General features: G+C 37.4%; 22 protein-coding genes. 10 read left to right on the top strand and 12 right to left on the bottom strand.

Annotation, left to right across the window (positions count from 1 at the left end; all coding sequences use genetic code 11):
* Positions 1–73: 73 nt before the first annotated feature.
* The gene (acpS, locus tag ACZSMY_RS21540) at positions 74–430 is read right to left on the bottom strand and encodes a holo-ACP synthase (RefSeq protein WP_193064389.1); all 357 of its coding nucleotides are present in this window, start codon (positions 428–430) and stop codon (positions 74–76) included.
* 131 nt (positions 431–561) lie between these two features.
* Between acpS and ACZSMY_RS21545 the strand changes: the two genes are divergently transcribed.
* The 4 genes from ACZSMY_RS21545 to nagB all read left to right on the top strand — a co-directional run bounded on the left by ACZSMY_RS21545 (position 562) and on the right by nagB (position 4812).
* Positions 562–1347 (top strand): rhomboid family intramembrane serine protease, encoded by a 786-nt coding sequence (locus ACZSMY_RS21545; RefSeq protein WP_042532408.1) that lies wholly within the window; start codon positions 562–564, stop codon positions 1345–1347.
* Positions 1348–1486: 139 nt separating this feature from the next.
* Positions 1487–2242, top strand: coding sequence for an A24 family peptidase (locus tag ACZSMY_RS21550; RefSeq protein WP_368901101.1), 756 nt, complete (start codon positions 1487–1489; stop codon positions 2240–2242).
* Between the two features lie 343 nt (positions 2243–2585).
* On the top strand, positions 2586–4052 hold the full coding sequence (gene nagE / locus ACZSMY_RS21555; RefSeq protein ID WP_042532404.1) for an N-acetylglucosamine-specific PTS transporter subunit IIBC: 1467 nt from the start codon (positions 2586–2588) through the stop codon (positions 4050–4052).
* A gap of 28 nt (positions 4053–4080) precedes the next feature.
* Complete coding sequence (gene nagB, locus ACZSMY_RS21560) at positions 4081–4812, top strand: glucosamine-6-phosphate deaminase (RefSeq protein ID WP_042532402.1); 732 nt, start codon at positions 4081–4083, stop codon at positions 4810–4812.
* A gap of 232 nt (positions 4813–5044) precedes the next feature.
* On the opposite strand, the gene ACZSMY_RS21565 is transcribed toward nagB, so the two are convergent.
* Positions 5045–6526, bottom strand: coding sequence for a degradosome RNA helicase CshA (locus ACZSMY_RS21565; RefSeq protein WP_042532400.1), 1482 nt, complete (start codon positions 6524–6526; stop codon positions 5045–5047).
* Between the two features lie 582 nt (positions 6527–7108).
* On the opposite strand from ACZSMY_RS21565, the gene ACZSMY_RS21570 reads away from it, so the two are divergent.
* On the top strand, positions 7109–8020 hold the full coding sequence (locus tag ACZSMY_RS21570; protein ID WP_256705797.1) for a DMT family transporter: 912 nt from the start codon (positions 7109–7111) through the stop codon (positions 8018–8020).
* Positions 8021–8043: 23 nt separating this feature from the next.
* The gene (locus tag ACZSMY_RS21575; protein ID WP_289584743.1) at positions 8044–8898 is read left to right on the top strand and encodes a DegV family protein; all 855 of its coding nucleotides are present in this window, start codon (positions 8044–8046) and stop codon (positions 8896–8898) included.
* A gap of 46 nt (positions 8899–8944) precedes the next feature.
* Here the strand turns inward: ACZSMY_RS21575 and ACZSMY_RS21580 are convergent, their stop codons facing one another.
* The 7 genes from ACZSMY_RS21580 to ACZSMY_RS21610 form a co-directional block, all read right to left on the bottom strand.
* Positions 8945–9640 (bottom strand): alpha/beta hydrolase, encoded by a 696-nt coding sequence (locus ACZSMY_RS21580; protein ID WP_042532394.1) that lies wholly within the window; start codon positions 9638–9640, stop codon positions 8945–8947.
* Between the two features lie 103 nt (positions 9641–9743).
* Positions 9744–10064, bottom strand: a complete 321-nt coding sequence (locus tag ACZSMY_RS21585; protein ID WP_042532392.1) for a hypothetical protein — start codon at positions 10062–10064, stop codon at positions 9744–9746.
* Between the two features lie 213 nt (positions 10065–10277).
* A complete protein-coding gene (locus ACZSMY_RS21590) occupies positions 10278–10562 on the bottom strand; it encodes a glutaredoxin family protein (RefSeq protein WP_042532390.1) in 285 nt (94 codons plus the stop codon).
* Positions 10563–10789: 227 nt separating this feature from the next.
* Positions 10790–11398, bottom strand: coding sequence for a PepSY domain-containing protein (locus ACZSMY_RS21595; protein WP_289584744.1), 609 nt, complete (start codon positions 11396–11398; stop codon positions 10790–10792).
* Positions 11399–11564: 166 nt separating this feature from the next.
* Positions 11565–13076 (bottom strand): FAD-dependent tricarballylate dehydrogenase TcuA, encoded by a 1512-nt coding sequence (gene tcuA / locus ACZSMY_RS21600; RefSeq protein ID WP_042532386.1) that lies wholly within the window; start codon positions 13074–13076, stop codon positions 11565–11567.
* 98 nt (positions 13077–13174) lie between these two features.
* Positions 13175–14242: an isocitrate/isopropylmalate dehydrogenase family protein gene (locus ACZSMY_RS21605; RefSeq protein ID WP_042532384.1), complete on the bottom strand. Its 1068-nt coding sequence runs from the start codon at positions 14240–14242 to the stop codon at positions 13175–13177.
* 92 nt (positions 14243–14334) lie between these two features.
* Positions 14335–15201, bottom strand: a complete 867-nt coding sequence (locus ACZSMY_RS21610) for a LysR family transcriptional regulator (RefSeq protein ID WP_042532382.1) — start codon at positions 15199–15201, stop codon at positions 14335–14337.
* Positions 15202–15357: 156 nt separating this feature from the next.
* Here ACZSMY_RS21610 and ACZSMY_RS21615 point away from each other — a divergent pair, with 156 nt between their 5' ends.
* From ACZSMY_RS21615 to ACZSMY_RS21630, 4 genes are read left to right on the top strand one after another with little or no spacing between them, the layout of a single operon-like run.
* The gene (locus ACZSMY_RS21615; RefSeq protein WP_379542314.1) at positions 15358–16473 is read left to right on the top strand and encodes a hypothetical protein; all 1116 of its coding nucleotides are present in this window, start codon (positions 15358–15360) and stop codon (positions 16471–16473) included.
* A gap of 14 nt (positions 16474–16487) precedes the next feature.
* Positions 16488–17972 carry a tripartite tricarboxylate transporter permease gene (locus tag ACZSMY_RS21620; RefSeq protein ID WP_193064400.1) on the top strand — a complete coding sequence of 495 codons (1485 nt, stop codon included), beginning with the start codon at positions 16488–16490 and terminating at the stop codon, positions 17970–17972.
* Between the two features lies 1 nt (position 17973).
* Positions 17974–18417, top strand: a complete 444-nt coding sequence (locus ACZSMY_RS21625) for a tripartite tricarboxylate transporter TctB family protein (RefSeq protein WP_042532376.1) — start codon at positions 17974–17976, stop codon at positions 18415–18417.
* Between the two features lie 17 nt (positions 18418–18434).
* The gene (locus tag ACZSMY_RS21630) at positions 18435–19598 is read left to right on the top strand and encodes a 2-methylaconitate cis-trans isomerase PrpF family protein (RefSeq protein ID WP_042532374.1); all 1164 of its coding nucleotides are present in this window, start codon (positions 18435–18437) and stop codon (positions 19596–19598) included.
* A 99-nt stretch (positions 19599–19697) separates the two neighbouring features.
* On the opposite strand, the gene ACZSMY_RS21635 is transcribed toward ACZSMY_RS21630, so the two are convergent.
* The 3 genes from ACZSMY_RS21635 to ACZSMY_RS21645 form a co-directional block, all read right to left on the bottom strand.
* On the bottom strand, positions 19698–20330 hold the full coding sequence (locus tag ACZSMY_RS21635; RefSeq protein ID WP_042532372.1) for a PepSY domain-containing protein: 633 nt from the start codon (positions 20328–20330) through the stop codon (positions 19698–19700).
* 83 nt (positions 20331–20413) lie between these two features.
* Positions 20414–21769: a sensor histidine kinase gene (locus ACZSMY_RS21640; RefSeq protein WP_042532370.1), complete on the bottom strand. Its 1356-nt coding sequence runs from the start codon at positions 21767–21769 to the stop codon at positions 20414–20416.
* Positions 21766–22325: response regulator transcription factor (locus ACZSMY_RS21645; RefSeq protein ID WP_465148282.1), on the bottom strand; the 560-nt coding region annotated here is incomplete at its 5' end. The genes ACZSMY_RS21645 and ACZSMY_RS21640, both read right to left, overlap by 4 nt.

Consider the following 22325-nt stretch of genomic DNA (forward strand, 5'->3'; position numbering starts at 1 on the left):
TCCTACCGCAATAAAATATATGAGACAAACTATGCGATTATGCATTTTTAGAATGCTGTCATTTTACTTTATCCTATCTCTCTTCTAATAAAACCTGTGCTACTGCATACTCTCTGCTGTGAGATATAGACACGTGGATAGATATATCCTCCATCCCCTCTGCCTGCATTTCCGGCGCTCCATTGGCATGATTTCTAATTTCGATTTGTTGAAAGCTCAGTTTTCCAATCCCAGTTCCATTTGCTTTAGCCAGAGCTTCCTTTGCAGCAAAACGCCCTGCTGCATACTCCACGCGCCGATGAAGAGCTAACTGCCCTGCTTGTTCCATCTCTGTGCTGGTTAATACACGTTCTAAAAAACGATTATTTTTTTCAAGTAATCGTTTGATTCTTGCTAATTCAACGATATCCACACCGATTCCAAGTATCATGGTCACTGCTCCTAAAATTTTTCTATTTATAGTAACACCTTTATAATGGTCATAATCTGTATTATTTCTTATTATTATAGTATATAGGACAACTTATTTCATTTAAAAGCATTGGCTATGGGAGGCACAATATGTTTATTAGGACAGAACGGAGCATCAGAGAATTCTTTGAATTATATCCCGTGGTAACCATCATTGTCGGGATCAATATATTTCTGTGGTTTATTATTGATTTTTTAAATTTACAAATTGGCACTTACATAAGAGATTATGGGGTGGGAATCAACTATTGGATTGGAGAAGGAGAATGGTGGAGATTATTCACCCCTATTTTTCTTCATGCCGGGGCCATGCACATGCTGTTTAATTCCTTTTCCCTCGTGCTGTTCGGTCCTGCACTTGAACAAATGCTCGGTAAATTCAAGTTTATTTTAGCCTATATCGGCACTGCTGTGACAGCAAATATTGTTATTTACTTTATTGAATCTCCTGCCTATGCTCATTTAGGCGCATCCGGAGCAATCTTCGGTTTGTTCGGAATCTATGTTTATATGGTCTTTTTCCGAAAAGATTTAATCGATCAATCCAGCAGTCAAATCATTGGTGTCATTGTAGCCATTGCGTTGGCCATGACATTTTTACGAAGCGGCATTAGCATATTGGGACATTTATTTGGTTTTTTCAGCGGTTTTACCTACGCTCCGCTTCTCTTAGCCGGCGTAAAGAGTTATTCCCCCTGGTCGCGCAACCGGCCGCGAAAAAGAAAGTATGCAGATGATGACGACGGCCCGCAATTTGATCCGGATCGATGGAATAAAAAACGGAAAATGCCAGAGGCTATCCGGAAAAATATGCTATGGATTATTGTCGGTATCATTGCTGTTCTATGGCTATTAGGACAGGCAAATATTTTATAAGAATAATGAGCTGGTTGTGAATTTTTCATAACCAGCTTTTTATTTCGTGAAAAATGAATACAATATAAAACGGGCCCGGCTTTATGCTATAATAAGAACACTTCGCAATTATCCTCAAAATTAAATAAGGAGGTTTCTTATGGAAATCTATACTTCATTCATCTTTTTCCTGTTTGGCACCATTTTTGGTTCATTTTTTATGGTTGTCGGCATTCGTCTCCCGCAAAAAATTTCTTTTTCCAATGAACGTTCCAAATGTCCCGCCTGCCATTATCAGCTCGCATGGTACGATAATATCCCCATCCTGTCTTATCTTCTTCTGAAAGGCCACTGCAGAAAATGCCGCTATTCCATTTCTTATTTATACCCGCTGACAGAAGCTACCACAGGCTTTCTCTTTACCCTTTGTTACTGGCATGCAGCCACTCCTACAGAAGTGCTTCTCTCTCTTTTATTTATATCCCTATTAATTCTTATCATCATCACTGACCTCTATTATATGGTCATTCCAAATAAGCTATTAGCTCTTTTCCTTTTTGCTTTTATTCTCGTACGGCTGATAGAACCGCTAAACCCTTGGTGGGACTCTGTAGCAGGAGCTCTTACTGGTTTTTTGATTATTTTTATCGTCATCTTATGGAATAAAGAAGCAATGGGAGCAGGAGATATGAAATTAATGGCCGTACTCGGTGTTGTATTGGGTTTCTCTCATATTATTGCAACCTTTCTGCTGGCTTGTATTTCTGGAGCAGTAATTGGAATTGTTTTACTTCGTTTCGGTATCATTCAGCGGAATAAGCCATTTCCTTTTGGCCCTTTTATCGCTTTGGGCGCGCTGCTCTCTTATTTTTCAGGCGATATTCTGATTCACTGGTATTTGAATTTATTTACCTGATGTAAAAAAACTGCTGGTTTTAAATAAACATAAAACGAATCATTATTTCATACAAATACACAATTGTATTCCCGCTCAACCTGGAAAAATCTAAATACTTTCATAACAAATAAAACAAATTCAATCATTGATATTCAAATTCAGTTATTAATTTTATATCGCCCTTTAAATAACTGATAATACACACAATTCTTCATAATATTTGTAATTACAAATATTAAAAATTATACTTTCAAGGTGTTTTATTATAAGTATTTCATTTTTCTATCTCAAAAATGTATGTACAATTTGTATTCTTTTCGTCTATAATTGTATTAAATATTATTATAGGAGGATACAAATTATGATGAAATATTTACAGAACCTTGGTAAATCACTGATGTTACCAGTTGCTGTATTACCTGCAGCGGCGGTTCTTATGGGAATTGGTCATTGGATAGACAGTTTCTTTGAAGCTGACAGCCGTTTTGCTGCTTTTCTAATCAGCGGCGGGGATGCTATCCTTTCCTCCCTGGCTATTCTTTTCGCAGTCGGGGTCGCAATAGGAATGACAAAAGCAAAGGACGGAGCCGCAGCGCTCAGCGGGCTGGTTGGCTATCTCGTTATTACGAAGGTATTGGAATCAGAAAGCGTCGCTAGTTTACTGCAGATTGATTTAAGTCAGGTAGACATGGCTTTTGATAATATCGAAAATGTTTTTATTGGAATTTTAGCCGGGCTTATTTCTGCAGCGCTTTACAATCGCTTCAGTCATGTTTCATTGCCAGACGCATTTGCTTTCTTCAGCGGGAAACGTCTTGTACCTATTTTAACAGCGGCAACTATGCTGCTCGTTTCCATCGCTGTTCTTTTTGTTTGGCCGGTTGTTTATGGCTGGCTGGTGAGCTTCGGAACAATGATTAGTAATTTAGGCGCTGCCGGCGCAGGTCTATACGGATTCTTTAACCGTTTATTAATACCGACGGGATTGCACCACGCATTGAACAATGTATTTTGGTTTGATGTAGCAGGTATTAATGATATCGGTAATTTTTGGGATGGCAATGGCGAACCTGGTGTTACAGGCAGATACATGGCTGGATTTTTCCCGATTATGATGTTTGGTCTTCCAGCAGCTGCGCTTGCAATGTATCATACAGCAAGAACAAAACAGCGTAAGCAAGCAGCATCACTATTGATGGCAGTTGGCTTTGCCTCATTCTTTACAGGAGTAACAGAGCCGCTAGAATTTTCCTTTATGTTCTTAGCCCCTGTATTGTATTTTGTTCACGCTGTACTTACCGGACTGTCCTTATTCATTGCAGCAGCCTTCCAATGGACTGCAGGGTTTACGTTTAGCGCAGGATTTGTAGACTACTTCCTGAGCTTCCGGCTGCCATTGGCAAATCAGCCTTATATGCTCATCCTGCAAGGACTTGCATTTGCTGTTGTTTACTATTTCTTGTTCCGTTTTTTAATCGTAAAATTAGACTTGAAAACGCCTGGTCGTCAGGATGATAATGAATTAGCTGAAGAACCCACTACAAATCCTGAATCAGCCAATGAAGCTAAAGACAAACATACATTAATGGCTGAAACAATCTATACACATCTCGGTAAAAAAGAAAATATTGATTCTATCGATAATTGCGCAACCAGACTGCGCCTGGAAATCCAGGACATGGATAAAGTAAACCAGGATGGCATTAAGAAAACAGGAGTTCCCGGTGTTCAGCAAGTAAGTAAAAATAATTTGCAAATTATTGTCGGAACTCAGGTACAAGCAGTGGCAGATGCATTGCAAAAACTATATAATGAGGATAAATCATAATTTATATTTATCTTATAGGGGGAGCATAATGAATATTATCAGAGCAGAAAATTATAGTGAGATGAGCCAGCTGGCAGCAAAAAAACTGATAGAGCAAGTAAACGAGAAATCAAACAGTGTGCTGGGTTTAGCAACTGGATCTACACCAGAAGGATTGTACGAAGAAATTATCAAAGAACACAAAGCAGGCAATGTTTCTTTCAAAGATGTGACGTCCTTCAATTTAGATGAGTATGTCGGACTTAACAAAGAAAATGATCAAAGTTATTACTATTATATGCATCATCTTCTGTTCAATCATATTGATATTGATAGCGGACAGGTTAACCTGCCAAATGGAGATGCAAATGATTTACAGGAAGAATGCAACAGCTATGAAAAGGCCATTAAACAAGCTGACGGCATTGATATTCAAATTTTAGGGATTGGTTTAAACGGACATATCGGTTTTAATGAACCAGGAACACCATTTTCTATGCAAACCCATGTAATTGACTTGGATGAATCCACCCGTCAAGCAAATGCTCGCTTCTTTGATTCCATCGATGATGTACCAACACAAGCTATTACCATGGGTATCGATACGATTATGCAGTCCAAACAAATTATTCTCTTAGTTTCTGGTTCACAAAAAGCAGAAGCGTTAGATAAATTAGTGAATGGACCTGTTACAGAAGATTTCCCTGCTTCTATTTTACAAAAGCATGCAAATGTAACGATTATCGCTGATCAGGATGCATTATCCGAGCTATCTGAATAAAAAACATCTTATTTAAAAAGAAGCATTCACTAAAAGACAAGTGAATGCTTCTTTTTACGCTTGTTTACTGACGTTGCGATACTCTTTCAAGACTGGAATCACGCGTTCCTTTATAACACATTAAGGCTGCGGTTATTCCGTCTTAAGAGCTAAAGTTTATCACCAAAGTTAAAAACATGAGGCATTGTTCTTGTAAGAACGTTGCCTCATGTTTTTTTATACAGATATTAAATTAACGGTCGTCTCTTCTTTTACGCTGGAAATTCCCTTTATTATTTTTGCGGTTTCTGCCGCCCTGGTTTCTTCCGCCTTGATTGCGTCCACCTTGGCCACGTCCGCCATAATAACGTTTTTTATTATTTCCACGACGGTTATCCTCTTTCGCTTTTTTCACACTGATTGGTGCAGCAGAGGAAATGCGTACAGGTGTATCTCTTCTTTCTTTTGTCATCATGCTGATTGCAGCAGCAATAACCGTAACGGAATCATGATCATCAAGTAATTCTTTCGCCGCTTCATAATAAGGGTTCAAATCTTTTTGATCGATCGCCTTTTTCATTTTATCAATGGTTACTTGCTGTTGTCCGCGTCGCGCATCCTGGTTAGTAGGAGGCGTCAGACGCTTCATTTTACTTTTTGTTGTTTTTTCAATCAGGCTGAGATGAGCCATTTCTCTTGGTGTGATGAAGGAGATAGCTTCCCCTGTTTTACCAGCTCGCCCAGTTCTTCCAATACGGTGAACATAGCTTTCCGGATCTTGTGGGATATCAAAATTGTACACATGTGTTACACCGGAAATATCCAGTCCGCGGGCTGCTACGTCTGTTGCCACAAGAACGTCTACCCGTCCCTGTTTAAATTTATTCAATACAGACATACGCTTACCCTGTGTTAAGTCTCCATGGATTCCTTCCGCGCGATAACCTCTTGCTTGAAGCCCTTCAGTGATTTCATCTACACGTTTTTTCGTTCTTGCAAAAACGATAGCCAATTCAGGAGAATTGATATCCAAATGGTTATTTAGTGTTTCAAACTTAAACTTCTCTGGAATCTCAATAAAATATTGATCAATGTTCTCTACTGTCATTTCTTTCGCTTTTACTTTAACTTCCTTTGGCTCTTTCATAAGCGTTGTCGCAATATCACGAATTTCCTTCGGCATAGTTGCAGAGAAAAGCAATGTTTGTCTATCTTCTGGAATACCTTTTAAAATTTCGCGAATATCATCAATAAAGCCCATGTTCAGCATTTCATCTGCTTCATCGAGAACTGCTGTATGCACTTCATCAATACGAATCGTTTTGCGGCGCATATGATCCATTAATCGTCCTGGTGTTGCTACAACGATTTGAGGGCCGTCTTTTAATGCTCGAATTTGGCGGTCCATTGGAGAACCACCGAAAATAGCAAGTGCCCGTATCCGCTTGAATTTAGATAGACGGTTAATTTCTTCCGCTACCTGAATTGCCAGCTCACGTGTCGGTGCAACGATCAAACCCTGAACCTTTTTCAGTTTTGGATCGATTTTATTAATCAATGGGATACCGAATGCTGCGGTTTTCCCTGTACCTGTTTGCGCTTGTCCAATCACATCGTGTCCTTCCAGCGCGTATGGAATCGTTTCTGCTTGAATCGGGGTAGCTTCTTCAAACCCCATTTCTTCTAAAGCTTTCATTATTGGCGCAGAAACGCCTAGTTCGTTAAATTTAGTCACGTAATCGTCGACTCCTTTTTGTTTTTTATTGCAAAAGAGGCCTTATAAAGAGTTTCTCATACTTTTCATTTTATTATACAAATCAGTAAAAATCATCAATACTCCGGTGAAAGAAGCAAAGTCTTTTGAAATCAAGTCCGCTTCAAATATTTTATACAATTACTGATTTACTACCTAAAAATTGCTGATTGAATGAACATTTCACTCCACATCAGCAATTAAACGAATAACGTATTTTAGCGCTTATTCATTATCAACGTTTAAAGTACAAAAAAGGCATAACCAATTCAATAAGGTAAGAGGCCCCTAAAAAATGCTTTCTTAATCATACCATACTTATATACCATATATCCAGTACACAGATTAAAATGATTTTTTTTTCGTATCATGATAAAATGTAATTAGTTATGTATGCGTATGCACTAAGAATTCCCAGTTTCTTTTCATTAAAGATTCCTCACTTCTCCAATGAAGGATCTAAAAAATTATCATGCGCTTGCATTCAGTTTTCACATTGCACTTATATAACACCAAAGAAGAAAAAATACATCGTATTGAACATGTAAAAAGGGAGTTATCACCATGCGTCAGTCCGCCTTCAACCCTAAAGCAGCAGTTGTCATTGGGGTTTTTTCTATATCTACATCAGCAATTCTTGTCCGGCTTGCAACAGAAGCGCCTGCTTCTATTATCGCCAACTATCGTCTTTTATTTGCCGTTTTACTCTTATTGCCTTTTATTTTATTTCATTACAAGCATGAGTTTAAACGAATTTCTACAAAAAATTGGTGGCTTTCCATTCTTGCCGGCATTTTTCTAGCGCTATATTTTATTTTGTGGTTTGAATCACTCAATTACACTTCTGTCGCCAGCAGCGTTGTACTTATATCACTTCAGCCGATTTTTGCTTTTATCGGGACCTACTTTATCTTCGGCGAGCGTTTCTCATCTGGTGCAATCATCAGCATCTTCATTGTTTTACTCGGCGGATTGATTATCGGTTCAGGGGATTTTCAATTATCTGGAGAAGTCATTTACGGGGACATGCTTGCATTACTCGGAGCAATCGCTGTCACCATTTATTTTCTATCCGGTCAGCATGTACGAAAAAATGTTTCTTTAATTACCTATACATTTATTGTCTATGGTATCAGTACGGTTATACTAACACTGTTTAATCTCATCCGGCAGGAGAGTTTCTTCTCTTATCCTGCCAATCATTGGTGGATTTTTATTGCCCTGGCAATCATACCGACCTTTTTGGGGCATTCTCTTTTTAATTGGTCACTGAAATGGTTGAGTACTTCCACCATTTCCATGGCAATTGTGTTTGAACCCATTGGCGCCAGCATCCTTGCTTTTCTTATCTTGAATGAGACGCCGACCTGGGCCCAATTTCTCGGAGGAACCATTATTGTATTTGGATTATTTTTATTTATCCTTAGTACATCACGAAAAAATAAAGTTACTATTTCAACAAAGAATCACAAATAATACGCATTAAAGCAGGTGAATCAATGACAATTCAATTCATGACAGACAGCTCTGCTGATCTGCCTCTATTCTTACAAAACAAACTCCATGTAGAAATCGTTCCGTTATATCTTCATTTTAGTGACGGCCAGTACAAAAGCGGGCAAACGATGGATATTGAATTATTTCATCAGAAAGTAAAGGAATTAGGAGAGGTTCCGCGTTCAGCAGCTCCAAGTCCTTCCGATTTTTATGAAGCATATAAAAAAATCCCGCCGGAAAAGCAGATTCTGATGTTAAGTATATCTAATGAAATAAGCAGCACCTACGCAAATGCTGTGGCAGGAAAAAATATGCTCTTAGAAGAAGAGCCTGAGCGTGTTATTGAGGTGCTTAATACAAAGACGGCTTCCTGCGGTATCTGCCTGCTGATGCATGAAGCAAATAAGAAAATCGAGGAAGGGTACGCATTTGAAGATCTCGTCCATCATTTAACAGAACGCATTGAACAAACTGCGACTTTATTTGTATTAAAAAGTTTAGATAATCTTGTTCTGGGCGGCCGTTTAGAAAAAATAAAGGGGAAAATCGCAAAAACGTTAAATATAAAAGTATTGATGAAGGCAACAGAGGAAGGCGCTATTGATGTTGCAGAAAAAGTACGCGGTGAGAAGAAATCTTTAAAACGATTCGTTGATCAAATTGGTGAATACACACAAAATACCGAGAATAAAATCATCACGATGACCTATTGCCGAGATAAAGAAAGAGCGATAAATGTACTTGAGAAAATCCGCAGCAAATACGCTTTTTACGATGCTATTATAGAAGAATCAGGACCGCTTATTTCCACATACGGCGGTGAAGGTGCGCTAGTTATTTCTTTCTTCAAAAATTAATTATTAAAAACACTAAAAAAATGCTGGGAGTTTGTCCCAGCATTTTTTATGCAGATGATTCCATCAGAAAATCATAGACCATATTGTTTAATGTGTCTTTATCAGTCCCCAGGCAAATTAAATGTTTGGATCTTTCAAAAAAGACTACTTCCTTTTTTTCAGAGTGAATTTCTTTATCAAGATAATATGCTGTTTTATAAGGAACCATGCCATCAAGCTGTCCTTGGGCAATTAGCACTGGAGAATTCACCTTATCCAGATATTTTCTGGTAAACCGGATCAGCTTCATAAATTCAAAGTGCGCTTTTAGCGGCACAACGCCCATTTTCCTTTTATAGTGATTGAATAATTGATTTTCTTTTAATGTTCCGCGTATTCCATCGCCAACTACTGCAGCAACATCTAAGCTTATTTGTTTTAAGGATAGATATTTACCGGATGTAGCGAGCAGGACAAGCTTAGCAATATCATATTTAGCTGCTAAATAGGAAGCAATCATCCCGCCCATAGAAAATCCGATAACATAAATGGTATCAAACTGGTCAATCAGTTTCTGAAGTTCTTCTTCCGCTGCTTGAATCCATCTTTTATACGAAGCATCTTTCAAATTTAATTCTGTACCGTGACCAGGCAAAGTCGGCACTTCAATATGCCAATCTGTGCTGTCTCTTAAATAATTTGCCAATGGTTCCACTTCATAGGGCCCTCCAGTATACCCATGAATAATTAAACATCCTATCATGATTTTCTACTCCCTTTATAAAATTAAACTTAATGGAATCTCCTCCTGTGATACACAGAGCAGGAGGTTAACCTTATCATTTCTAAATCGGGCTGATATATACCTACATGAACCCTTTTACAAACGTACCAAATTGCTTCACAATCGGGGAAACTTGATGATAAGTACTTGCTAACTGACTTACTTTGCTAATCATTGTATCAAAATTAAACGGGTTATTTTCATTTGTTCCGCCGGCGCCCGCACCTGGCTGTGACTGGATTTGCTGCTGCGACATTAAATACTGTGTCGGTAATTCTGGTTTTGAAAATAATTCATATGGAGTAAGCTCTTGTCTTTCATTGTGCTGGTTAATAGTTGAAGAAACTGGTGCATAAGGATTATTTCTACTAAATCCATTAGGGGGGAAATTTCGATATTGCACATTTCTCACCTTCTTTTGCCTTTTTATAATGACGTTTCGGGAAAAGGAATTTCTATTATAAAATATACTGTATGGTAATTGTTTTTTTCGAGGCATTCCCTGAACGTCTAAGACCATGGTAGATTCGGCTCTTTTCATCACCATTGAACCTTTACATTTACGTTTTAGATTACTACCATTTTATGCAAATGAAAGCTGATACGTGCATAGCCCTTAACCATCTTTGGACACATTTTCAAAAAAATAAGCATCCTCACTCAAATTATTAGCTAATCCTAATTCATAAAGAATTTTATTCTCTTGATTTCCCTCTATTTTCTTACCATCAATAAACAGAGTCGGTGTCCCAAAAATCTTCATTTCCTGTAATTCCTTTAAATACATTTTATTTTCTGTCACGTTTTTTAGTTCATAAGTAACATCATTCTTATCTAGAAATGCTTTTACCTTTTCCGATGCTTGACTACCTTCGCTGATAAATAATGTAACCTTCTTCATACAAATCCTCCTAATCAATCCCTTCTTAATTATTTATCAATTTTTTATTACCCTTTTTCCTCATATATGAAACTCTTTTACGTTAGAAAACTTGGTTGTTACCAAGCCCTTAGGCGACGACCTTAGTTACACTTATGTAGTAAGAAAGTTTATACTTTTTTAACTGCCAAAAAAGAGGACTAAAATCGCCCTCCTTTTTATCACCTGTATTTTAAATTTATTTTTTATCAATCATCTTCATAATCGATTTCTAAAGATAGAATATCTCCTGTTTCAGCATGAATGTCAAAATCTGCTTCTTGCTGTCCATTAACAAGTTCCAGTTCATAAACATATCTGCCATCATCATAATCTAATTCCATTTCTGTAACGTCTCCATCAAATTCCTGCTTTGCAATCTGAATTGCTTCTTCTTGTGCTATGATATTCTCTTTATTATCATTGTTTTCATTTGCTGCCGCTGTGTCCTGCTGGTTCTCTTCCAGATTTACATCATCATCATTTCTGTCATCATCATGTCTATCCTTATCGTCTATTTCTTCATAAACCACTTCACCTGACTCAGCATCCATCTTCACATCGTATTCTTGGTTTTCGACAATAATTTCTGCTTCATAAAAGGACTTATCTCCTTCTCGATCCAGTTCCATTTCTTTAACCTTACCTTGATATTCCTCTTCCAATTTCTTCGTTGCGTCCTCCATGTTTAAGCTGCCTGCTTCAACAATTTGGGGTTCTCCTTCGTTTGAACTTGCTGCTTCTGCATGGTAAATTCCTGTTCCGACAACTCCTGCTAATACAACCGCTCCTGCAAACATTCCAATTTTTTTATTCATTTATTTTTTCCTCCTTATTTCTTATTAACTACATCTTACCCGTTAATAATGACAACACCCTTTGAGTAAGATTAGAATTTCATGAGAAATAAGTTATTTGGAAAATACCCTCAAATAGAAATTGCAGTTATTTGGATATGAGCTTTGTTGTTATCAAATCAACTGCTTATTTACTGATTACTTCATCAAACTGCTCCGCATAGCTTGCTGCTGATTCTCCTGCTAGTTTCCCAAAAACAGCCCCAGACATTAAACCTGAACCACCAGGGTAATTCCCATAAAATAGACCGCCTATCATTTCCCCTGCAGCAAATAATCCCGGAATTGGATTTTGATTTTCGTCTAATACCTTGCTATGCTTATTGGCTTGAATGCCTCCAAAAGTAAAGGTAATTCCACAAGTAACTGGATAAGCATAGAATGGTGCTTGTTGAAAAGACAAAGCCCAGTTGCTTTTCGGAGGTGTAATTCCTTTTGTCCCCTTACCATCTTTGATTGCCGGGTTATAATCTCCATCCTGTACAGCGTCATTATAATCTCTTATAGTCTCTAAAAATTTATTTTTGTCTACACCTATTTTTTCAGCCAATTCTTCTATCGAGTCAGCTTTTAAACAGGTTGCTTCTTCTAGATTATATTCCGTTCTTAACAATGGACGTACCTGATTATCAAATACTTGAAACGCCTTTTGTTTTGGTTGACGAAGTGTTTCTTTTCCATATTTTGCATAAGTGTAATTTCTAAAATCTGCTCCTTCGTCAACAAAACGTTCTCCATTTGCGTTTACAATTAAGCCAAGAGGATACGAGGATTTCTTATAAATATCACCAGGTTTTTTATAATCACCAACTTTTGGAGCTTGAAAATCTGTGGTATGTGCATGACAGCTTGACCAATCACCATAAGGTTGTGCGCCCGCTTCTATTGCCATGTCCAGCCCATCACCTGTATTGAATTCACTTCCACGGACAATCGCTGCCCCCCATTCTTCGCCCAGATACTTCATACGTTTTTCCTTGTTTGCTTCAAAGCCGCCGCATGCCAAGACCACAGCCTTTGCAGGAATTTTCTTTCTTAACCCATTTTCTTCAATAATGATACCGCTTACTTTATTATTTTCAATTTCTAGTTGAAGAGCTCTTGAATCATATTGAATCTCTACTTCAAGCATTTCCAGCTTTTGAAATAAAGCCTCAACTAATCCGATACCTTTACGATATGTTTTTACTGGCAATCCTCCCCAAAACTGACGGACGCCATTGTTATCAAATGACTGGTTTTCATTCAGTTCGAATCCTACACCTTGCTGCTTCATCCATTCAATTGTCTCATAAGATTTTTCAACTAACTGTTTAGATAGCTCGGGATCACTTTTTCCTTCTGTTACTGCTATAATGTCTTGAAGAAAATCAGTTTCTTGATATTCTGGTATACTTATTTTTTCGAATTCTCCTGGTGTTAGTTGTGTTAAAATTGATTTCAACGCATGTTTGTCTTGATAAGCAAAACGTATTGCTCCATCTGTAAAAAAAGAATTCCCACCACGTTTCTCCTTGGGTCCGCGCTCCAAAACAAGAACATTAACTCCATTTTCCTTCGCAGCAATAGCTGAGCAAAGTGCCGCATTTCCAGTGCCTACAACAACTACATCGAATTTCTGGTTATCTTTTCTATTCATATTGTCCTCCCATAAATTATTTATAATTTACACTGAGTATAATACTTCTTAAAAGATAAATAAAATACTGTTTTTTTAGTATAGTTGATAAAATTTTTTTATGACTTGAGTCTTGTCAATACTTCATTTGTGAAAGCTCCGGTTCCTTTATTTCCTCCTAGATCTTTTGTTTTTACACCATCAGCTAATGTTTGATATAAACTTTTTTCTATTATTACTCCTGCCTTTTTTAATCTGGAATCAGCAAATCTTTTGCTCATCCATTCTAATAAAAGAGCAGTAGAAAGCATCATCCCGATTGGATTAGCAAGATCTTTCCCTGCTATATCCGGCGCAGATCCATGAGCTGCTTGCGCCATGGCAACATCCTTATTAGCATTAATAGAAGGTGCAAGCCCTAAACTTCCAATTAATTCACCAGTTAAGTCAGATAGAATATCTCCAAACATATTTTCCGTCACAATGATATCAAAGTCTGACATTCGCCGAACAATATGGGCACACATTGCATCTATATGATAATCATCTACTTGCACCTCTGGATAATTCTTCGCAACCTCTTTACATACTTCCAAAAACATGCCTGACCCCATACGAATTACATTTGCTTTGTGAACAATGCTCACCTTTTTTTTTCGTTGCATCGCTTTTTGAAAAGCAGCATGAGCAATTCTTTCAATAGCTTGCCTGGTGAAGACCCCTGTAGTAAGTACAACATCCCGGGTAACCTGAAACTCTCCTACCCCTTGAAACATATTCCGATCCACGTAAAAACCTTCTGTATTTTCTCTGTAAATAATCAGGTCCGCTTCCTTCACTACTCCATGAATGCCAGGGAACGTTTTTGTCGGACGAATATTCGCAAATAAATCAAATCGATGCCGTAATTCACCGCTAGGATTACGCATTGCTTTAAACCTCTCAGGATAAGATGCAGAATCGTGTGGCCCTAAAATCCATCCATGACATTGCTTTAAAGCTGCAATCGTCTCATCGGGGAGCGGGTGTCCTGCTTCCCGGATTCCTTTCCAACCAACTAGAAGCTGGACCCATTTGATCTCAACTTTCTGCTTTTTAATAGCTGCATTTACTACACGAGCAGTTGCATGGACAATTTCTGGACCAATTCCATCTCCTTCTAATAAACCAAGTTTATATAATGTCATTCTTTTCCTCCTTTTCACGCTTTGGCTTTTAACATAATTTATCTTTTAATAAACGTCTAATACTTTTTTCTTTAATAAGACGATAAATAAATTTAATCTTCTTCATTCCATTGTTTTAAATAGTTTACAAAATGCTTAACTACTGACAAATTTTCAAATAATTGGTTATAAACAAGCCAAGTTTCTCTTGTAACCAATGTTCCATCTTTAAAATAAATTGCCTGCTGGTATAAATCATCATCTTGTTTCAAACATATCCCGGGAACAATAGCAAAACCCAAATTATTTTTTACCATTTCTTTACATGTTTCAAGCCGATCTACTTCCATTTCAATATTCGCAGGTTCTGAAAACTGATCTGCCCACCAGGTTGTAATGCTCTCTTTCAATGAGCTGTCAGTATTATAATTAATCAAGCGATATTCTGGTAAAAAATCCATATTTATTTTTTCTTTAGAAATAAGATATAGCGCTTCTCTCTTTAAAAGTATTTTTTCTCCATGCCATCCTCGTATATTTCTTAAGATGCCTACATGAACACTGGAATTATTAAGAAATTCAATAACCTGTGTACTCCAGCCAGTTTTAACATTAAACCGAACATTCGGAAAATTATTAGAAAAATCCTTCAATACTCTTGGCAGCAAGTACTGGGCAAAATTACTGGATACGCCTATTCGCAGGGTTCCAGACACCTCATCTTTCATATTACTCATTGTATCTTTCACAAACTGAAACTGTTTAAGCATTTCTCGAGAATAATTCACTAAATACTCTCCTTCAGAAGTAAATTCTATTCCATTTTTTGTTTTAAAAAAAATTCTTACCCCTAAATTCCCTTCTAAATTTCTGAGTCTATAACTTAAAGATGGTTGAGATACATATAATTTTTCTGCTGTACGAGTCATATTTTTTTCCTCATGAAGCGTTTTCAATAAAATCCAATCTTTTTGTTCCATCTTATTCCTCCTCTGGATTTATTTAAATCCCATTATGTAGAAAACATCATAGGTTATCAAGTTTTTTTATGAAGATAAATAAAATATCATTATTTTACTTATTCTCTGAAAGCGTTTACTATAAAAACAATTATTATTTGGAAAGGGATGAATCTTTTGAAAATAAATCTTTTTTATATCTTATTACTCTTGATGAGTGCCATGCTAATAGGCTGTAACACCATGGAAGCAACAGGAACAGAGAATGATAAAAATGCAAGTACTTCTTATGATGGAGAAACGATTTCGTTTGTTGTTCCTTTTCAGGCTGGAGGAGGAACAGATGTTTTTGCTAGATTTATGACACCTTACTTTGCCAAACATATTGAAGGGGAGCCCCGAGTCCAGGTAGAAAATATTCCTGGAGGTGCAAGTATTACCGGAACGAATGAATACGCTAATTCTCGTTCACCAAATGGATTCAATATTCTTACCTCCAGTGCCTCGTCACACGTTCCGTTTATATTGGAGCAGTCTTCTGTAGATTATGATTTAGATGATTTCACCCCATTAATAGGCGCTCCATCAGGGGGGATTGTTTATACAAAACCGGAACTTGCAAAGGACGGAATGGAAAACTTGCTTTCTTTAGAGAATGAACTATATTATGCAGGCATTTCGCCAACTGGGCTGGATTTGGTAACCCTGCTGTCTTTTGAAGTTTTAGAGATGGATGTCAAAGCTGTATTAGGTTATGAAGGCCGTGGTCCATCACGCGTTGCTTTTGAACAAGGAGAAAGCAATATTGATTACCAAACCACTTCTGCCTATAAAAGTAATGTAGAAAATTTAGTAGAAGAAGGAAATGCTGTTCCTTTATATAGTTTAGGTCAAGTGGATCAAGATGGGAATCTTATTAGAGATCCGCAATTTCCCGAGCTTCCTACTATTGAAGAAATTTATATCGATATCTATGGAACAGAACCCAGCGGAGAAGCATGGGAAGCTTATAAGCAAACCGTGGCTGCTTCCTATAGCTTAAACAAAGTTATTTGGGTACACAAAAACGCACCAAACCATTCCCAAAAAATACTGCAGCAAGGAATGGAAAATTTAATTGAAGATACGAGCTTTGAAGAAGAATCACAGGATATTCTTGAAGGGTATGATGCCTTTGTGGGAGAGGAATTAAATAATCAAATTGAACAGTCCTTCTCCATTTCACCAGATACCAAAAAATGGATCATTGAATATTTACAACTTCATTATGATATTGACATTAATAAGCTATAGAAAGGAGTAATTTCATGATTGAAAGTGCAATCGAAGCTTTAATGATCGTATTAGATCCTTCAAGACTAATCTATATGTTTTTAGGTATTGGAATTGGAGTCATTGTTGGATTACTGCCAGGTTTAAGCGGAACAGTTGGTATGTCTTTACTGCTTCCATTCGTTTTCGGACTGGAACCATATGTTGGAATGGCTCTTTTAATTGGAATGATTGCTGTAATTCATACAGGAGATACCTTCCCTTCCATACTATTTGGTATACCAGGGACTTCGGGTTCTCAAGCAACCATTATGGATGGATACCCATTAACAAAAAAAGGAGAAGCTTCTAGAGCAATGGGCGCATCCTTTTTCTCCTCCATGATTGGAGGTGTTATTGGCGGAATTGCGCTTTATTTAACAATTCCTTTTGCCAGACCATTAATTACCTCATTCAGCTCACCCGAATTATTCATGCTGACAATGTTAGGCCTTAGTATGGCAGGATTATTAGCAGGAAAATCACCAATAAAAGGAATCATCTCCGGGATTCTTGGTTTGCTTATTGGCGCTGTAGGAAGCGCACCGGCAGTTCCTGAGTACAGATATACATTGGATACACTTTATTTAACACAAGGGATTTCTTTACCCGTTGTTGCAATGGCTATCTTTGCATTCCCGATTCTTATTACAATGCTAACAGACAAAGGAAGTGTATCAAGTCACGCTAAATTGCAAAGCGGCATTCTAAAGGGAGTTATGGATGCGCTGAAAAATAAATTTTTAGTATTTCGCAGTGCAGTTATTGGTGCTCTAATCGGATTTATCCCAGGACTCGGCGGTAGCGTTGTCGACTGGATTGCTTATGGTGCGGGGCAAAAAACCGTTAAAAATAATTATTTTGGCAGCGGTGATATCCGAGGCGTAATTGCTCCAGAAAGTGCCAATAATGCTAAAGAAGGAGGCTCTCTTGTCCCAACATTACTTTTCGGTATACCAGGCAGTGGAACTACCGCAATCCTGCTGGGAGGGCTTACACTCATGGGTCTGGAAGCAGGACCGAAAATGTTGTCTGACGATCTTCCTGTAACCTTATCTATTGTATGGACGCTCGTATTTGCAAATATTTTCGGTGCATTATTATGTATGTTGTTAGTTCGCCCTATCTCCAAAATCAGTTTAGTTCCAGGAGAAAAAATTGTTCCCTTTCTTTTAGTTTTATTAGTGGTAGGTGCCTACCAAAGTACGATGTCATGGGGAGATTTGATTGTATTTGTTGTTATCGGCTTACTTGGTTACGTTATGACAATCTTAGATTGGCCGCGTCCTCCATTACTTATTGGTTTTGTGCTCGCCCTCCCTGCTGAAAGATATTACTGGATATCCATTGAAAGGTACGGATGGGAATGGCTTACAAATCCACTAGTCATTGCACTTGCCATTATTATCGTGCTTCTTCTTGCAGGAGGAACAATCATGAAACGTTTTAGTAAAAAATTTGAAAGTAAAGGGGGAATATAAAATGAACAAAGATTATCTTAATCTTATTTTTAGCGGATTTCTTTTTTCCTTATTTACATTTACTTTAATTGAAGCATTGACCTTTAGTAAATTAGCACAATTTTTCCCTCTCTATATTTCTGTTGCTGGTGTAATATTAACGTTTGTTTATTTCATAGCTCAGGTATTTACAATCTATAAACAACAGAAAAAAGAGGAAAATCAAACAATTCTTCCTTTATTACAACCGCTTAAATATATCGGATGGGTGATTGGTTACTTATTACTTATTTTTATCGGAGGATTATTGTTAGCAACAGTTATATTCTTATTTACATTCCTAATTTTCGAATCAAAAATGAAACTGCTATCAGCCGGGATTTCTGTAGTTTTTGTTCTTATTTGCGTCTCCCTGTTGAGTTCAGCTCTTGATATTTATTGGCCGACAAATTTAATTGGATTTTAAGCAAAGGAGAATGATTTATGAGAGATTATGAAAAAATACGTTCAGTAATTATACGTGGTGGAACAAGCAAAGGTGTTTTTATCTTAAAAAACGATTTGCCTGATGATCCAGAAGTTAGAGACAGAGTAATTCTTTCCATCTATGGCGGGACAGATGAAAGACAAATTGATGGATTAGGAGGAGCAGATTCACTAACTAGTAAGCTGGCTATTATAAGTGTCTCTACTAGACCTGATGCAGATATCGAATTTACATTTGGACAGGTTGGCATTGGAACAGGGAAAATTGACTATAATTCAAACTGTGGAAATATTTTAAGCGGTGTTGGGCCTTTCGCCGTCGATGAAGGTTTGGTTGCTGTACAAAAACCATACACAAAGGTAAGGATTTTTAATACAAATACAAATACGATAATTGAAGCTTGTGTTCCAGTCAGCTCTGGAAAATCAGTATCTGAAGGAGACTATACTATCGATGGTGTACCAGGAAAAGGAGCAAAAATAGATTTAAATTTTCTTCATGCTGATGGTGCAAAAACTGGGAAGCTTTTTCCTACAGGTAATCGAAAAGAAATCCTTCATACAAAAGCGGGAGATTTTAATGTCAGTATAGTTGATATAGCTGCACCAGCAGTATTTATTCAAGCGGAGCAATTAGGCCTTACTGGAACAGAGATGCATACTGATTTAACAGCAAAGCAGCTGAATACTTTGGAAATAATCCGTTCATCCGCTGCTAAAAAAATAGGTTTTGTAGAAAGTGTGGAAGATGCGACAAAGGTAACCCCATCAAGTCCTAAAATTATTATGGTTTCTCCGTCACAGACATACACAAATATACATGGAGATATCATAGAGCATCAAACAATTCATTTAACAGCTCGCGCAATGTCTATGCAAAAAATGCATAAAACATTTCCCGTTACTGGCGGAATCTGTACAGCAGCTGCTGCAAAATTGACGGGAACCATAGTTTATGAATGCAGTACTAATCCTTATTATAATGAAGTTATTATTGGCCATCCATCAGGGTCTATGGAATTTTCTATCGACTGTAAAGACAATGGTCAACTGGTTCAATTTAACAAAACAGCTGTAGCTAGAACCTCCCGTCGTTTGATGGAAGGCTACGCTTATGTGCCAAAAGAATTATTTTGGAATGAGACAGAATCTATTTATTAGTCATATTACCAACTAAAATTCTTCATTCATTAAAAATCCAAACGTTTACCTCTCACATTTCTTTCAAGGAGAATACGTTTGGATTTCTTTATAATACTTTTAATCATCTAAATCAATTTCCAATGAAACAATATTCCCCGTATAAGCATTAATTTCAATCGTAGCTTCATCTTCTCCATTGATAATTTCGATTTCATAAACTAAAATGTCGTCATCCGAATCCATTTCCAAATCTGTGACTTCTCCCGGGAATTCTTTTTTGGCAATTTCCATTGCTTCTTCATGTGATATCACAGCATCATTTTCTGCCGCTTGATTATCAGCATTACTGTCTGTTTTTTCTTCGGCAGTTTCTGTGTCCTCATTTGATTCTGGATTTTCATTTTCACCTTCTTTTGCAGGCTCTGTATCGTTTTCTGTTTCTTTCTCTTGATGATGTTCAGCTGTTTTTTCCGTAGCTGTCAAATCAATTACCTGCCCTGTATCTCCATTTAATTTTAAGGAATAGACACCTTGATTCTGCGTGATTTCCATCTGATAAACCGGTTCCCCATTCTCCACACTCAATTCAGGTTCTGTGTGTTGACCGGGATATTGGGCAGTGACAAGGTTACTGATTTCCTCTCTGCTTAGATCCGGATTAGAAGATGTAGCATTAGTCTGATATACGGTTAAACCAATAATACCAAGCACCATCAGACCGCCAATCACCCAGATTATATTTTTACGCATGCTCTATCCCCCCTTTCTCTCTAGTATAAACAGCAGTTTTTATGAAAGCATGATAACTAGATTAGAAATTGATGAGAAAAATGTTATTTGGAAAGAATCCAAGTAAATGTTGATCCCTGACCAATTTCACTCTCCACGGTGATTTCTCCATCATGTCTTTCAATGATTTCTTTAGCAATAGCTAATCCAAGGCCCGTTCCGCCAGTTTCTCGATTTCTGGCACGATCCACGCGGTAGAAACGGTCGAAAATCTTCTCCTGTTCTTCAAGAGCAATACCTTCCCCATCATCTTTAAATTGAATCACAGTTTTCTCCGTATCTGTATGCATTGTTACCAGAACTGCTTCTTCACTATATTTTAATGCATTTTCAATTAATATATATGGGATTTGTTTTAGCTGATCGATATTACCAAAGCTTTCATAATTTCCAGCTTCGGCTTCCAGCTGAATGCTCCGTTCAGGGTATGCCTTTTGGAACGTCTGAATAACCTGCTTTACTATCGTTTGTATATTTACTGCCTGCTTCTGTTCCTCATTTTTATGCTTTGCTAATAATAGCAGCTGCTCTACAAGCTTCTGCATCCGGTCAGCCTCTGAATCAATGGCTCCTACAGATTCATCCAGTAATTCCGGACGCTTCTTTCCTTGACGTTCAATAAGCTGGGCGTAGCTTTTGATAATCTGAATAGGTGTTTTCAGTTCATGAGATGCATTGGATACAAAGGCTTCCTGTTTCTCAAAGTTTTCTTTTAAGGAGTCAATCATTTCATTAAATGTGGTTTCCATTTCGTAAAGCTCATCCTTAGAACGCTCATCCACATCAATCTTCTGCCAATTTTTATTAAGGATATTCCGTCGCATCGTATCCTTTAGCTTTTGAATTGGTGTTAATAAAAAGCGGCTTAAAACGATACTCGCTATAACAGTTGGAATCAGTATCACTGCACTGGAGAATAAAAGCACGTATGTTAATGTCCCCATTGTTTCATCTAAATAAACCAGTTCATTCGCTACCTGAACTGTAACAATTTCGCCACTTTCCCAAATGATTGGTTTTTCGATAACCGCAAAATTGCTTCCTGTGTTGTCGTCTTGGACAATACGGCTTGTTTCTGATGTTGTATAACTTACACTCAAGTCTGTATAACGATTTGATTTTGTCTGCACAGGAAGAACATCATTCTCTGTTTCATTTATAATTCGAATAATTCCGTTCGCTGGCAAATAAGCCTTTAACAGTTCTCCCATTGCTTCTTCCGATAAGGAATTATTTTCGGCAATGGTAGACACTAACGCGTCTGCCTGGATATGAAGCTGATCGATTTCTCCATTGGAAGCCGTTCGGTAAAATAGAAAATAAATTGCCGTATGTGAAATAGCAATCACCAAAAACATAAAAACAGATGAAAATAAAATGATTTTTTTACGTAATGTCATTGGCTTCCTTCCTTAATCGAATAGCCTACGCCACGTATCGTTTGAATATATGCTTTATCATATCCTTTATCTATCTTTTGACGCAGGTAGCGGATATAGACATCTACCACATTTGTTTCACCAATATAGTCAAAGCCCCAGACCTTTTCAATTAATTGTTCGCGTGTCAATACTCTATTTTTATTTTCCAATAGACAGACTAATAAATTATATTCTCTAGGTGTTAATTCAATCATATTACCTGACCGGATAACTTCGTGCGCCGCCGTGTCAATTTGTAAATCGCCTACTTGCAATGTTTCATTACTGCTCCCGCTCTGAACGGTTTTCCGTAAATTCGCACGGATACGGGCTAGCAATTCTTCAATTTGAAAAGGTTTAGTTATATAATCATTTGCACCAAGGTCAAGGCCGTTCACTTTATCATACACTTCATCACGGGCAGTCAGTAAAATAACCGGGGTGTCGTTCTCCTGTCTGCGGACTCTCCTTAATACTTCCAGACCGCTTAATTCAGGTATCATAATATCTAATAAAATAAGACTCCATTCTTCCG

The organism is Oceanobacillus sp. B139/18 (assembly GCF_055524595.1).